Origin of the sequence: Chitinophaga sp. SYP-B3965 (genome assembly GCF_009647655.1) — a bacterium.
Lineage (GTDB): Bacteria > Bacteroidota > Bacteroidia > Chitinophagales > Chitinophagaceae > Chitinophaga.
Map to the genome: position 1 here is coordinate 769,423 of NZ_WJFD01000001.1, position 13,573 is coordinate 782,995.

At 44.6% G+C, this 13,573-nt stretch carries 11 protein-coding genes and 1 tRNA gene; 7 read left to right on the plus strand and 5 right to left on the minus strand.

Translation table 11 applies throughout. The features are described from left to right. Positions 1–12: 12 nt before the first annotated feature. Genes GFS24_RS02990 through GFS24_RS03005 form a run of 4 tightly spaced genes read right to left on the minus strand, consistent with a single transcriptional unit; the run spans position 13 to position 3,850 of the window. Positions 13–1,143: a glycosyltransferase gene (locus GFS24_RS02990; protein ID WP_153658085.1), complete on the minus strand. Its 1,131-nt coding sequence runs from the start codon at positions 1,141–1,143 to the stop codon at positions 13–15. Beyond that, on the minus strand, positions 1,140–2,081 hold the full coding sequence (locus tag GFS24_RS02995) for a glycosyltransferase family 2 protein (protein WP_153658086.1): 942 nt from the start codon (positions 2,079–2,081) through the stop codon (positions 1,140–1,142). Before GFS24_RS02995 ends, GFS24_RS02990 begins: the two co-directional genes overlap by 4 nt. Before the next feature lie 7 nt (positions 2,082–2,088). Beyond that, positions 2,089–2,568, minus strand: coding sequence for a DUF4199 domain-containing protein (locus tag GFS24_RS03000; protein WP_153658087.1), 480 nt, complete (start codon positions 2,566–2,568; stop codon positions 2,089–2,091). Positions 2,569–2,584: 16 nt separating this feature from the next. Continuing rightward, positions 2,585–3,850, minus strand: coding sequence for a dihydroorotase (locus tag GFS24_RS03005; protein WP_153658088.1), 1,266 nt, complete (start codon positions 3,848–3,850; stop codon positions 2,585–2,587). Positions 3,851–4,002: 152 nt separating this feature from the next. Here GFS24_RS03005 and GFS24_RS03010 point away from each other — a divergent pair. The 5 genes from GFS24_RS03010 (at position 4,003) to GFS24_RS03030 (ending at position 9,209) form a co-directional block, all read left to right on the plus strand. Next, positions 4,003–4,076: transfer RNA gene (locus tag GFS24_RS03010), tRNA-Pro, on the plus strand. Positions 4,077–4,225: 149 nt separating this feature from the next. Further along, positions 4,226–5,131, plus strand: coding sequence for a TIR domain-containing protein (locus GFS24_RS03015; RefSeq protein ID WP_153658089.1), 906 nt, complete (start codon positions 4,226–4,228; stop codon positions 5,129–5,131). 40 nt (positions 5,132–5,171) lie between these two features. Further along, positions 5,172–8,042, plus strand: a complete 2,871-nt coding sequence (locus GFS24_RS03020; protein ID WP_153658090.1) for an NB-ARC domain-containing protein — start codon at positions 5,172–5,174, stop codon at positions 8,040–8,042. A gap of 37 nt (positions 8,043–8,079) precedes the next feature. After that, the gene (locus tag GFS24_RS03025) at positions 8,080–8,604 is read left to right on the plus strand and encodes a DUF4369 domain-containing protein (protein ID WP_153658091.1); all 525 of its coding nucleotides are present in this window, start codon (positions 8,080–8,082) and stop codon (positions 8,602–8,604) included. Then, positions 8,565–9,209 (plus strand): peroxiredoxin, encoded by a 645-nt coding sequence (locus GFS24_RS03030; RefSeq protein WP_153658092.1) that lies wholly within the window; start codon positions 8,565–8,567, stop codon positions 9,207–9,209. The genes GFS24_RS03025 and GFS24_RS03030 overlap by 40 nt, the downstream gene beginning before the upstream one ends. 11 nt (positions 9,210–9,220) lie before the next feature. On the opposite strand, the gene GFS24_RS03035 is transcribed toward GFS24_RS03030, so the two are convergent. Continuing rightward, entirely contained in the window at positions 9,221–9,820 is a 600-nt protein-coding gene (locus tag GFS24_RS03035; RefSeq protein ID WP_153658093.1) for an SMI1/KNR4 family protein, read from the minus strand. Between the two features lie 121 nt (positions 9,821–9,941). Between GFS24_RS03035 and GFS24_RS03040 the strand changes: the two genes are divergently transcribed. Together GFS24_RS03040 and GFS24_RS03045 are read left to right on the plus strand one after the other, a co-directional pair. Beyond that, positions 9,942–11,009: a heparin lyase I family protein gene (locus GFS24_RS03040; protein WP_153658094.1), complete on the plus strand. Its 1,068-nt coding sequence runs from the start codon at positions 9,942–9,944 to the stop codon at positions 11,007–11,009. A gap of 143 nt (positions 11,010–11,152) precedes the next feature. Continuing rightward, complete coding sequence (locus GFS24_RS03045; protein ID WP_153658095.1) at positions 11,153–13,564, plus strand: ABC transporter permease; 2,412 nt, start codon at positions 11,153–11,155, stop codon at positions 13,562–13,564. Positions 13,565–13,573 lie beyond the last annotated feature (9 nt).

Here is a 13,573-nt window from a genome sequence, read left to right on the forward strand (position 1 = left end):
ATATTTCTCGGATTATTGTGTATCCGTCAAAGATCCGAGCGAATCCGCGAAGTGTTCCCAGGAATATAATTGCTTTTGTTCCCTGATAAAACTACTGAAAACATCCGGAGGTTGCGCCAGGAACCGCAGGATCCCATCTGCGATAGCTGTTGCGTCCAGTGCCACTACATAACCCGCTTTCCCATCCGGTACAATTTCCGGGAGGCCACCAACAGCAGTAACCAGCATCGGTTTCTCAAAATGATAAGCCATCTGGGAAATGCCGCTCTGGGTGGCTGTTCTGTAAGGCTGTACAATAAGATCAGCCGCAGAGAAATAGTATTTTACTTCCTCATTCGGGATGAAATCAGAGAATATTTTTACTTTTTCCGTGATCAGGTGATCGTATTTTTTTCTATCCTCATAAAACTCTCCCGCCACCACCAGCTGAAGGTTCTGAATAGCCTGCAAACGCGGGTCTGCAAAAGCTTCCAGCAGTAGATCAAGTCCTTTATAGGCACGGATGAAACCAAAGAAAAGCAGGTACCTGTTATTCGCATCCCAGCCCAGGTGTTGTTTAGCAACAGCAGGAGCAACCGCATCACCAAAGTTATCATAGACAGGGTGCGGGGAATAGGCCACCGGTTTATCCGTAAGCTGTTTGATGTCCGCCAGTACTTCTTTACTGAGAGTGATGAAAGCATCGCACTGGTTCACGAAATAGCGGGTGAATGGTTTATCGCCCGGGCGTTTTTCGTGAGGGATCAGGTTGTGCACGAGGCCTATGATCTGTGAATGTTTATTCTTGCGGATGATATTGGCGATGCTGCCCAAAGCCGGCGCCATAATGGGAAGCCAGTAAGCAATGATCACAATATCCGGCCGTTCTTTTTTGATCTTCCTGCCTGTTTTTAACCAGTTCAGGGGATTCATGGAGTGAATGGTGCGTTGGATGTCAAGTCCTGCCGGCGCGGGGCCATCTGCATATTGCGTTTTGCCGGGGAACATGAAACCCGGGTATTGAAAGGAGAAGGTGTGAATGCTCACCTTATTCCCCTGGTCCGTGAGTTGCCGGGCAAGGCGTTCATTAAAAGAAGCCAGCCCGCCCCGCAAGGGATGGGCCGGACCTATGATCACTATTTTTTTGTTGTGGATCTGCGTCATCTTTCCAATGTTTCTTCCACCAGGTAAGCGTTGCGCTCCGGTGCATTACGGTTCATCATTTCTGCCAGGAAGCCCGTTAGGAAAAGCTGGGAGCCGATGATCAGTAAGAGCATGGCCAGGAAAAAGATCGGTCTTTCCGTCATTTTGTATTGCAGGTAGAAGATCTTTTCGATGGAGAGATAAACTGCGATCAGGAATCCGACGAAGAAGAACAGCGTGCCCAGTGCGCCAAAGAAGTGCATGGGGCGTTTGCCGAACCTGCCTACAAAAGTGATGGAGGCGAGGTCCAGGAACCCGTTCACAAAACGTTCCAGTCCAAATTTGGTGGTACCGTATTTGCGTTTGCGGTGTTCCACCACTTTCTCTCCGATCTTCCGGAAGCCGCTCCACTTGGCGATAACAGGGATGTAGCGATGCATTTCGCCATATACCTCGATCGTTTTTACTACTTTATTCTTGTAGGATTTCAGGCCGCAGTTGAAGTCGTGCAGTTGGATGCCGCTCATTTTAACCGTGGCCCAGTTGAATAATTTAGAAGGAATATTTTTAGTGAGGGTGTTATCGTAACGTACTTTTTTCCAGCCGCTCACGAGATCGAACCCATCTTCTTTGATCATTTTGTAAAGGCCGGGAATTTCATCCGGGCTATCCTGGAGGTCTGCGTCCATGGTGATCACTACATCACCCTGGGCTTTGCGGAAGCCTTCATTTAAAGCGGCGGATTTGCCGTAGTTGCGTTGAAATTTAATGCCTTTGATATTTCGGTTTTCGGTGGAGAGCTGGCGGATCACTTCCCAGGATTCGTCAGTACTGCCATCGTCCACCATCCATACTTCATAGGAATAGTTGTTCTCCTGCATTACACGTGCAATCCAGGCTGCCAGTTCCGGCAGTGATTCTTCTTCGTTTTTTAAAGGAACGATTACGGATATGTCCATTAGTTTATTACTTCTTTTTTGCGATGGCGGCACCAACGAGGGAGGCCAGCACACCGATTAACAGGTCTATAAAAATAACGCCTGCCAGGCCACCAACGAGGAAGAATTTCTCCGCCATTTCCCTGGCCTGGGCTATTTGTTCAGGAGTTGCTCCTTTATTTGCACTCTGCGCCATGGAGGAATCCAGGATCACATCTTTGTAGTCAGGGAACAGTAGAATAAACAGCACGAAGAATAAAGCAAAGATCACCGTGATCACTGCTGTTGTTTTAAACCCGTTGCCAAATACCTGGCCGAAGGTTACATTCGCTTCATTGATCTTGCTGAAGTTCATCGCTCCAAGGATAACGACCAGCACAAAAATAGCTGTAGGCAGCCACTTATAAAGCATGTTGTCCAATGGGATCTTTGCAAACCATTGCAAGGCGAACATAACACATAAGATAATGGCGCCGATCAGGCCGTATGTAATATTGTTAGTCTTCATAATAGGGTATTTAGGATTACAAGTTAAGATAAGATTGTTTGTTATTAAACACCCCCAGCACTTTACCCTTTAATTCCATATTCAGGAGGGGAGAGTTTTTGCTTTTGGAGCCGATGTGCTTATCCGTAAAAGTATAAGTGGTATCCGGCTCAAAGCAGGTGAGGTTAGCCGGTTCCCCTTTGGCAAGGATCACACCCGGGAGGCCAAAGATGCTCCTGGGGGCTGTACTCAGCAATTCCGTGAGTTTCTCCATGCTGAGGTCTGGCAGGGCAGTGCGGAGTGCGCCGAAGCAGCTTTCCAGCCCTATCATGCCATGTTTGGCATATTCAAATTCCACCTGTTTGGCATCCCAGTCCTGCGGCTGGTGGTGGGTGGCGATGCAATCAATGATCCCGTTGCGGATGGCATCTTTGAGGGCCTCCACATCATCCTGGCTGCGAAGGGGAGGATTTACCTTGAGAAAGCTGTTGTAAGTGTTCAGGTCTGCATCTGTAAAGAGCAGATGGTAGGGCGTTACAGAGCAGGTGACCTTGATCCCGTCTGCCTTGGCAGCAGCGATCAGTTCCACACTCTGGCGGGTACTGATACCTGTGAAGTGGATATTGGAATCCGTGTATTTAGCCAGTTCGATATCCCTGCGCAGCATGATCTCTTCTGCGATAGCCGGTTTGCCGGGCATACCCAGTTGGGTGGAAGAGATGCCTTCATGCATAAGACCGTGACCGGAGATGCTGATATCGTCCGGGATCTGTATGATAGTGCCGTTAAAAGCTTTTACGTATTGGAGGGCTTTGAGCATGATGCCGGATGACTGGACTGGTTTGAGTCCGTCAGAGAAGGCAACGGCGCCCGTTTGCCGCATTTCATACATTTCCGCCAGGTTGGTGCCTTCGAGGTTTTTGCTGATGGCGCCGATGGGGAGTACGGTCACTACGCCGTAGCGGGTTTTGCTGAGTACGTATTCTATCTGGGTTTTGGTATATAAGGCCGGTTGTGTGTTGGGCACGATCATCACTGTCGTGAAACCTCCTTTGGCTGCTGCAGTAGCTCCGCTGTTCAGATCTTCCTTGTATTCCTGTCCCGGGTCGCAAAAATGTGCAAAAACGTCCATCCATCCGGCGCTAACGTGAAGATTGTTACCGGAGATCTCTTTCACATTGTCCGCCTGTATGCTTTTGGCGATATCGGCGATGAGTCCGTTTTTTATAAGAATATCTTGCGTTTGCCCGTGAAGAGGGGAGAGAGGTGCTACGATCCTGACGCTTTTGAGTAAAATGTCCATTGCAGATTTTGTTTTATCCCAGTCAGGTGCAAATGTAAGCATTTATGCTATCGTCTGTTCCCTGAAAATGGGATAAAAAGGGGGTGAATAATTTTTATAAATCAAATTAATGTTTACTTTTGCATCCCGTCTTCAATACGGGTACCGGTTTTCGGGACGTAGCGCAGCCCGGTAGCGCGCTTGCATGGGGTGCAAGAGGCCGCTAGTTCGAATCTAGTCGTCCCGACAAGCTTTAAAGGTCATCAGTTTACTGGTGGCCTTTTTTGTTTTCTGCTAAGTGAAATAAATCAGCCCAGCGCTTCACCCTCCATCAGGTTTTTAGTATCCTTCTTATTAAGAATGTAATGTGATTTTTAAATCTAGTTTTATTACTATATGAAAATTTTTATTAGCTGGTCAGGGTTGCTAAGCAAGGAATTAGCAGAAGTATTGAAAAATTGGATACCTAAGGTTATTCAGGCAGCGAAACCGTTTTATTCGCCCGATGATATAAGTAAAGGATCAAGATGGAACAATGATATTACAAAGGAGCTTGAAGACACTAAAGTAGGGTTATTTTGTTTAACGCAAGATAACCTTGAAAGTCCATGGATAATGTTTGAAGCTGGAGCATTGTCTAAAAATGTTGAGAGTTCAAAAGTTTGCCCAATTCTTTTCAATGTTGAGCCTTCTCAAATTGTAGGCCCGCTGATTCAATTTCAGGCAGCGACCAAGTTTGCCAGGGATGAGATTTATAAAACAGTTAGCATGCTCAATGACGAGTTGGGAGAGAATAAACTGAAAACTGCAGATTTAAATGAACAATTTGAAATGTGGTGGCCAAGATTAAAAGAAAATGTGGAAAGGATATTATTTGCTACAAAGCCGACAGTAAAAACAACAAAAAGATCTACAGATGATATTTTGGAAGAGATCTTGCAATTAACAAGAACAGCCAGCATTAATAGAACTTCCGGTATTAACGAACTGGGTGGTATAAAATCTGAAAACTTATCTCCGGTTAGCCGCCTGGTAGCAGAAGAACTTGCAAAAGCCTTTGAAGGGCTTTTTGAGGTAAGTATAGAGTTGAACAACGAAGCTTTTTTTAGAAAACTGAAACGATTATTGATCCCGGTCGAGTATATTGTTAAAAATTCTTTAATGTCTGTTGAAGATAAAGAGGCCCGATTGACAAAACTTTTGCGAAATAGTGATAGGATTAACTTTGAAATAAATAAGCGTGCTATGGAATTGTTATCTGCTGAACTAATTAGAAAAAAGATAGATGGGGATGTGAATTGATAGAGTCTGAAATGAATTCTTTCTTGTTAATTTTTGATTCATGAAAGCCAGGGAAAAGTTATTAAACGACACAGAAGCAGCCATCCTTTTGGGAATTACAAAAGAATTATTATATGCTTATGTGAGAAATACACCCAAAACGAATTTGGGACATACCAGGAGATTGGTATCCACCGTAATGGCCGGAAAAAATTACTTTTCAGAGAAAGAACTTTTAGAATTTGATGCATATCTGAAAGAACCCTGGTCGGATTCAAATAAGACGAGGCCTGCAATTCCTAAGTATATTGAAGAGTATTTAAAAACGGAAATAGGAGGTAAATGCCCAATCACGGGAAAGGGATATCCATTGGACAATGCTCACATTGTAGGATATGCAGAATCATTAAGCCACCATCACCACAATCTGGTACGTGTTGCAAAGGAAGAACATACAAAGGCGGATAATGCTGTTATTTCAAGAGAGTTACTTCAGGAAACAAAGGACAGGCTAATAGAAAGATTGCGTCATCAGTTGAGGACAGACTTGGGAGAGACTACGTCTAAAGCACCACATCCGCACCCGGTGTTTATAGGAAGGGAAGAAAAGTTGGAAGAATTGAACGGAGCGATGGCCTTGAACCGGTTCATTGTGCTGGAAGGGCTGGGAGGCATTGGTAAAACAGAATTGTTATTGAATGCGCTTAAAAATTCACCTCCCGATCATCCGGTGTTATGGATTGACGTTGAAACTGTAGGAAGTGTCACTGACCTGAATATCATATTGATTAATCAGCTAACTCAATTGACAGGGGAACAGGTGGGGAATTCGCTGATTGAAAGCTTACACGGGAAACCTATAATCCTGGTATTTGATAGTTTGGAAAAATTGTTGATCCATCAGCGGGAGGAAACAGAGGCATTTATTCAAAAACTTCTTGTTCAAACTACGGAGTTAAAGATAATTGCCACATGTCAAGTGGACTTATCCTTAATAGATTATCCCAAAAAAGTAATTGGAATAGAAGGTTTGAGCAGAGAGAAGAGCCTTCAGTTGTTGGAAACCCTGATGGCTGACCGGCCTTTACCAATGGGAGAAGAGCAGGCCTGGTTCCTTGAATTTTGTAATGGCCATCCATTATCATTAAAGTTGGTAGTTTCACTGCTTACCTTTTACCAGTCTTCTACAGAGGTGGTGGCACAGCTCACAAAAACAAGTTCTCTCAAACGGCCTATGCTGAAAAAGCATGATAAGTCCAATGCGCTGGATGTATGCCTGTCTACTGTTTATGATATATTAACCGATGAGCAGAAGAAAGCTTTACAGTATTTGCAATTCTTTTCGGGTGGGTTAAATTTGAAGCTGGCAGAATTGCATATTGAAGTGGCTGATCTTTCTGCAAATGTTGCCGCGCTTATGCAATTTTTCTTTGTGGAGATAAAAGAAGATAGGGTATTTGTGGTTAATCCTGTTCGTCCCTTTTTAAAAAGTAAGATGCAGGAAAAATCCTTGTTTGTACAACTGCAAAAGGCGGCTATTACCGATATTTTACGTATAGGTTGGGTGGTGAATAATCATTCTGCCAGGAATAAGGATAACCTTTCCTTTGGGTTTAGATGGAACGATGAAGAATTGACCAATCTGTTGGAGGTGTTTCGTATAACACAGGAAGAGCTTAATATTTCCAAAGAAGGTCAAGGCCCGGAAAAACGTAAAGAATATCTTGGTTTTATCGTAAGCATAAGTGAATTATTAGGAAAATATTTTTTTTCGCGAGGCTTTTTTAAGTATGGAATATTGTTGAATAAAGCGGGTATCACGGCCAATATTGAGTTAGGTAATCTTGAAGAGGCTGCTGATAATTACCTTGCAATGGCAGCCTTTCAATCCAGGCAGTTTGATAGCGAAGCGCATGAGGAAACAGTAAAAGAGTTAAATGAACTCGCACAAACGACCGGTAATTTTGTTATCCAGATAAGGGCAACCCAGGCTCAGTCGGCCCTTGAGCTTGATAAAGAGAACTATGAAGCTGCCCTTGACTTGTATAAAAAAACACTGCATCTTTTAGAGGAAGGGGTGAACAATAATATGCTTAGCAATAAGTTTACCAGTATAGCCGATTACTATAAGGATACAATGAAAGGTGAAATTGCTGTGGTCTATTGGCGCATGGATGAGACTCAGAAAGCTATTACACAGTTTGAAGAGATACTTCCGGCTATAGAAGGATATTTTTCAGAAGACAATAGGTTAGCTTACCTGAATTCATATGCTAATTGCCTTTGTGAGGCAGGCCGTGAGCAGGAAGGCTTCCCTTATCTTTTTAGAACGATAGAGGGATTTAAGCGCATTGGACAAATGGAATACATCGGTAATTCTATTTGGAAACTAGGGGCGCATGTTGATAAATATCCTGAACTGGCCACCCATCCGTCTTTGGATAAAGAGGCTTTTGAATTGGCACTGGAGGGGCTTATGTATCCGATTTTAGAATACTTTGAGCGATTGTCCGCCACATATAGTAAACAGTGGGCTGTCAACAACCTACCCGGAATTTTGTCAACAAAACTATTTTATATCATGAGGGTTATTTGTCTGACTCCACACGAGCGGATCTTATCAGAATGGGTACGCAACCTGATTAAGGGGCTACCCAGAATGTCTGAAATAAACGCATTTTCTGTGACGTTGAATCTTTGCAAAATTCTGGGAGGGGTGCAGGACTGGAAGGATTCTCCCGAACATGTACCCAAGATAATCCTGTCGATCCTGGGAAGCTGCTTTTTATTAAATGGAGAGAAAGGATTGGAAAGTTCTAGCAGAGTTTTTCAGTGGCTGGCTTTTTGGATGAGACATGTTAACCTTGATCCGTCAGCTACGGCGGAGGAATTGTGGGATAAGGCTAAGTTCTTGCATCCAGTGGAAAAATAGTACTCATTGATTTGAAGATATTTATATAAAACTATTCATGATAAAAAACACCATTTTAACCACATTACTCACCTCAACGCTACTAACAGCACTAGCGCAAAGCAATGTAACGATCGAAGCCCGGATCAAAGACCTGCCTGCCGGTCAGACCATCTATTTAACATCACTCGCCGCTCCGACGAAGGACTCTGCTGTTACTACATCCGGAGGCTTTACGATCAGCACCCATGTAAAACCCGGTGACGCGAATGGTTACATACTGCAGATCGGCAGGACCTACAACAATGACAATGGAATGTTCGTATATCTCGATGAAGGAAAGGTACTCATCGATGGCAATGGCCCCGGATTTAAAGACGCCAAAGCAACCGGCACTACCGCACAGAATGATTTCAACAGCTTCTTTGCAGAGATGGAGAAAGCACCGCAGCTAAACGCCGCAAAGAGTTGTATGAGAAATCGGGTAAACTGTCCAAAAGAGACTCCGTTGCTTACCGGACCCTGCAGCCCGAACTGCAGCAAATGCGGGAAGCAGAGTTGGTATACAAGATCAATTGGGTGAAGGACCATCCGTCTTCCCCCATCAGCGCCTACCTGATCACGAACCTGGGTCGTGATATAAAGCCTGCGGAAAAGGAAGCGTTATACAATTCTCTGGACGGATCCGCCCGGAACAACGGACCGGCGAAGGAACTGGCGAAGGAATTCCGCGCAGCCAAAGCCGCCGTAATAGGAAAAGCTGCTCCGCTCTTTACACAGAACGATACGATCGGCAAAGCCGTAAACCTCGCCGATTTCAAAGGGAAATATGTACTGGTGGATTTCTGGGCAAGCTGGTGTGTACCCTGCCGCGCTGAGAATCCGAATGTGGTGAAAGCATTCAAACAATATCAATCCAGGAACTTCACCGTGCTCGGCGTTGCTTTCGAGCAGCCGGACGATAAGGACAAATGGATGAAAGCCATTCACGACGATAAACTAACCTGGACGCATGTATCCGATCTCAGTTTTTGGGATAATGCTGCAGGCCAGTTGTACGGCATCCGCTCAATCCCTACCAACGTGCTCATAGGGCCGGATGGCATCATCGTAGACAAGAACCTCCGCGGAGAAAAACTGTTCATGAAGCTGAAGGAATTGTTAGGCCCTGCCTCCGCCGAAGAGTAATTGCCAACCCATCAATATCCCGACAGTAAAAAACTATAATCTTTATCCATAACCATTTGAAGATATTCATCAAAGCTGCCCGCAATTACTTTGAAGCTATCGGGATCATGAAGGTAGCGGACAACCTGACCTCGCGTGCCTCCGGGCAGAGGATTGAAATCAAGATAAAGCATGGAAGTCCCACCATTATTCACACAATAAGAGAAACATAACCAACGGTCCATATCTACATCCGGATCAATACCTGGTTCTACTAATCCAGGCATGCTTTCAAAATGCTCTCCATACGTTTCGCGAATGCTCTTATTGAAATCACTTCCTTCCAGTATCTGTTCAACAGACCTCAAATAATAGGGGTATTCAGTAAGATCAACTTCAGCACCAAATATCAGTACGAAGATATCCTGATCTCCATAATGCTGCCCATAGGTTCCATTTATCTGCATTAAGAGTTGTAATAAGGAATCCGGGCATTCCGGATATTGATCTTTCAACCTGGCTATTTGACTATCCATAGCCCCATAGGCATATGACAAGGCTTTTTTGTCATCTTCGGACAAATGTGTCTGTAAGCCATTTAAATACTGTTGTATGATATTCTTATTTTCCATATGGTCTTTTTTGTTACTTATCGCGGCGCGGTGAACCAGCTACCACTCTTAGCCAATATCCTATCCACTTTTCAGAAAACAGCGCAGTATATTTAGTTAAGTTAACTAAAACTTCCACATTATGAAAACGAACCCGATCCTCGCCAGGCTACTGGCTGGCAGCTGCATGTTTGCCCTTATCAGCTGCACAAAAAATCAGAACACCCCGGCAATTGAAAACCCAGGCACGGTTAACAATACTTCCGGAAATTTAAACCTGCTTTCCACCTTATGGGATGGAGATGCAGCCCTTGGTGCTTCCAATGTTTGGAAAACAGTTAATTATGAAGGCAGTGGCACTATTACAGTAGAAACAGATCCTGCCTATGGTGCTGTCTGGAAATTCTACAAACCTGCCGGAAGCCATCGCACAGAAGGCCATGGTGCCGAAAATTACCAGGCATTGGATGGAGATGATATCTACATTGGCTGGCGGTCAAAATTAGTTATGCCCATGGATCTGAGGACCAACGCCTTATTTCAATGGAAAGCTTATGGATCCGGGCAGCCCATGACACAGAACTATCCTATTGTATTAAAAACCACTGAAACAGGCATTCTTGAGTTATGGCATTTTGCGCCGGGCAAAATAGGCACAGCATTATGGTCTGCGCCTTTAACCGTAAATATTTGGAACAGTATGGTGATGCGGATTAAAGTATCCAGGGATGGTGCTGTTGGCTTCATCGAGTTCTGGTATAACGGAATAAAACAAACACTCGTGAATGGAACGCAACGTTATCCTGCACGTACACTCGATGCGGACTATTGCGATCCCAAATTTGGTGCATATGGTGGTGATGCCGGTACTGTAACGAACTACGTACATGCTTTAAAGATCGGGTCTGCTTATGCAGATGTTGCACCTGTTGAAGCATTAAAAGCGCAGCTGTTTAAGAATTGCAGCTACGGTGGATGGGCGGCTTCATTTGAAATTGGTGATTATACTGCCGTAGACATTGCTGCGAAAGGAGGTATCAACAATGATGCCTCCTCTATTAAAATACCTGCCGGGCTTAAAGTCACTTTATATGATGGCGATAATTTCACCGGGAGTTCGCTTGTGTTAACAGGTAGTGTGAATGTCAGCTGCCTCAGTAGTAATAGTTTTAACGATAAAACTTCTTCTCTTAAAGTAAGTGCTAATTAGAATAGAAAGGCCATCTGAGAAATCTGATGGCCTTTGTTAATGCTGCAGGGAATTATTTTTTACATAAGTTAAAATCGGTTATATTCAATATATAGTTAGCCTTAACATGATAAGAACACTTATAATCTTCAAAAGTATAAGTCATGTTTAAAACATACTTTAAAATAGCCTGGCGTACCGCCCTCCGCAACCGTAGTTTTACCGCCATCAGCCTGGGTAGCCTGGTATTGGGAATTACCCTGTTCTTCCTCATCAGCCTGTGGGTGAAAGATGAGATGGGATACGATGACCAATTTGTCGATCAGGAACAGGTATGCCGCCTGGAATCCGATCTGATCCGGCCCGATGGCAGGGTCAGTAAAACGAGTTCTGTTGGCTGGCCTGTAGGCAATACATTAAAGGCGCAATACCCCGAAATAGAACATCTCACCTACCTCAGGGACTGGAACCCGATCGTGAAACTGAAAGAGACCCGCTTTTATGAAGATGCTATGTATGCTGATGAGCAATTCTTTTCTGTGTTCGGTTACCAGCTGCAGGAAGGTAATCCTGCTACTGCGCTGAAGCAACCTTACAGTGTGGTCATTACAGAAGATATTAAAGAGAAATACTTTGGTAAAGAAGAAGCATTGGGAAAGGTGCTGATGGTGAATGATACTATTCCTTACAATGTGACCGGGGTCTTTGCTGAATTGCCCACTAACTCCCACCTTCGTTTTGATATGATCGGTTCTTTTTCTTCCATATGCAGCCTCAATCCGGGGATGTGCGAAGAAGAATTCGCAGATGGCTGGTTTAATGTCAATGTATACAATTATGTAAGGCTGAGTAAAAATACAACTCCGGCTGCCACTACCGCCAGGATCAAAAACCTGGTGCAGGTAGCAGGTAAAGCAGCCGTTGCAAAAAGTGGTTTTAAAACAAACATTTCTCTGCGTTCTGTAAAAGATATTTACCTGTATTCTGGTATGTCTACCGGCCAGGGAACCGTAGGGAATTATAAGACGATCCGGCTCTTCCTGGCCATCGGTATTTTCATCCTGCTCATTGCCTGCCTCAATTTTATCAACCTGTCTACAGCCCGTTCTGTTGAGCGCGCCAAAGAGATCGGGATACAAAAAGTATTGGGCAACGATCGTAAGCGGCTCATTTTACAATTCCTTACCGAGGCTGCTGTATTATGCAGTATCGCCGCTGTCATCAGTATCGTATTGATGATTGCGCTGCTTCCTGTCTTCAACGCCTTTGCCGGCAAATCATTTACCATTTCCTCTCTGCTCACCCTGAAAAATGGTTTGCTGCTTTCAGGCATCATTGTGGTGCTCGTACCCCTGGCAGGCTTTTACCCCGCCTGGGTATTGTCTTCCTTTAAACCTATCAAAGTATTAAAAGGAAATTTTTCCCATACAGCCTCCGGCGCCCTTCTGAGAAAATCACTGGTTGTATTGCAATTCGTTATCTCAGCCGGCTTCATCATGTGTACGCTCATTATGTGGAAACAAATGAAGTACATGCAGGAGCAGGACCTGGGATTCAATAAAGACAACATGCTCGTGATCGATGCTATAAAAGTACCCTGGACGTTACGCCATGAAAAAGCCGGTGTGTTCAAATCCGAACTGCTCCGCAAATCAGGCATCACCCAAATGACCGCTGCCGGTGCCATACCAGGCAGGTCCGGCTGGGCCGGGCAATTTGCCTACCCGGAGGGCAAAACCAAAGAACAGGCCACCATCGTAGAATATATAGCTACTGACCAGGATTATGTAAAGACCGTTGGTCTGCCCCTGGTGGCTGGTCGTGATTTCCTGCCCAACAGTGAAGCAGATGAGAAAGAAGCCTTTATCATCAATGAAGCAGCCGTGAAAACATTTGGCTGGGGCAGCGCACAAAATGCCCTGGGCAAAAAGCTGACCACCTCAGGAAAAGATGGCATCGTAGTGGGTGTGCTGAAAGATTATCATCAGCATGGATTGCAAACAACCATCAACCCGGTAGTATTAAGCCCTGTACCGTTTTATATTCTTTTTGCCATGCGTTATCAGGACATTAGCCCTGCACAGGCTGTGGCCAATGTAAAAGCGGTATGGGATGATGTATACAAGGGTTATCCCCTTGAATACCGGTTTATGGATGAAGATTTTCAACGCCAGTACAGCAAGGAAAACAAACTGCGCAGCTTTTTCAACATTGCCGCCGGCCTTTCTGTGATCATTGGCTGCCTGGGCTTATTGGGCCTCATCATTTATACAACCCAGAAAAGAATACGTGAAATTGGTATCCGAAAAGTATTGGGAGCAGGCATTGGTGGCATCGTGGCGCTCTTGTCTGTTGATCTCCTGAAGCTTGTAGGGATTGCCATCATACTGGCTGTTCCCATTGCCTGGTGGACGATGCACAACTGGTTGCAAGGCTTTGCCTATCGCACTGAGATTAGCTGGCAGGTATTTGTATTATCTGCTGCCGCAGCCTTATTCATAGCTATGTTCACGATCAGCTTTCAGGCTATTCGTGCTGCATTGATGAATCCGGTGAAGAGTTTAGGGACCTGGTAGGGAGTATTC

Excerpts from the sequence above, each read along its gene's own strand:
- GFS24_RS02990 (WP_153658085.1), bottom strand. The coding sequence starts at position 1,143 with ATGACGCAGATCCACAACAAAAAAATAGTGATCATAGGTCCGGCCCAT.
- GFS24_RS03005 (WP_153658088.1), bottom strand. The coding sequence starts at position 3,850 with ATGGACATTTTACTCAAAAGCGTCAGGATCGTAGCACCTCTCTCCCCT.
- GFS24_RS02995 (WP_153658086.1), bottom strand. The coding sequence starts at position 2,081 with ATGGACATATCCGTAATCGTTCCTTTAAAAAACGAAGAAGAATCACTG.
- GFS24_RS03000 (WP_153658087.1), bottom strand. The coding sequence starts at position 2,568 with ATGAAGACTAACAATATTACATACGGCCTGATCGGCGCCATTATCTTA.
- GFS24_RS03030 (WP_153658092.1), top strand. The coding sequence starts at position 8,565 with ATGCGGGAAGCAGAGTTGGTATACAAGATCAATTGGGTGAAGGACCAT.
- GFS24_RS03035 (WP_153658093.1), bottom strand. The coding sequence starts at position 9,820 with ATGGAAAATAAGAATATCATACAACAGTATTTAAATGGCTTACAGACA.
- GFS24_RS03020 (WP_153658090.1), top strand. The coding sequence starts at position 5,172 with ATGAAAGCCAGGGAAAAGTTATTAAACGACACAGAAGCAGCCATCCTT.
- GFS24_RS03025 (WP_153658091.1), top strand. The coding sequence starts at position 8,080 with ATGATAAAAAACACCATTTTAACCACATTACTCACCTCAACGCTACTA.
- GFS24_RS03045 (WP_153658095.1), top strand. The coding sequence starts at position 11,153 with ATGTTTAAAACATACTTTAAAATAGCCTGGCGTACCGCCCTCCGCAAC.
- GFS24_RS03040 (WP_153658094.1), top strand. The coding sequence starts at position 9,942 with ATGAAAACGAACCCGATCCTCGCCAGGCTACTGGCTGGCAGCTGCATG.
- GFS24_RS03015 (WP_153658089.1), top strand. The coding sequence starts at position 4,226 with ATGAAAATTTTTATTAGCTGGTCAGGGTTGCTAAGCAAGGAATTAGCA.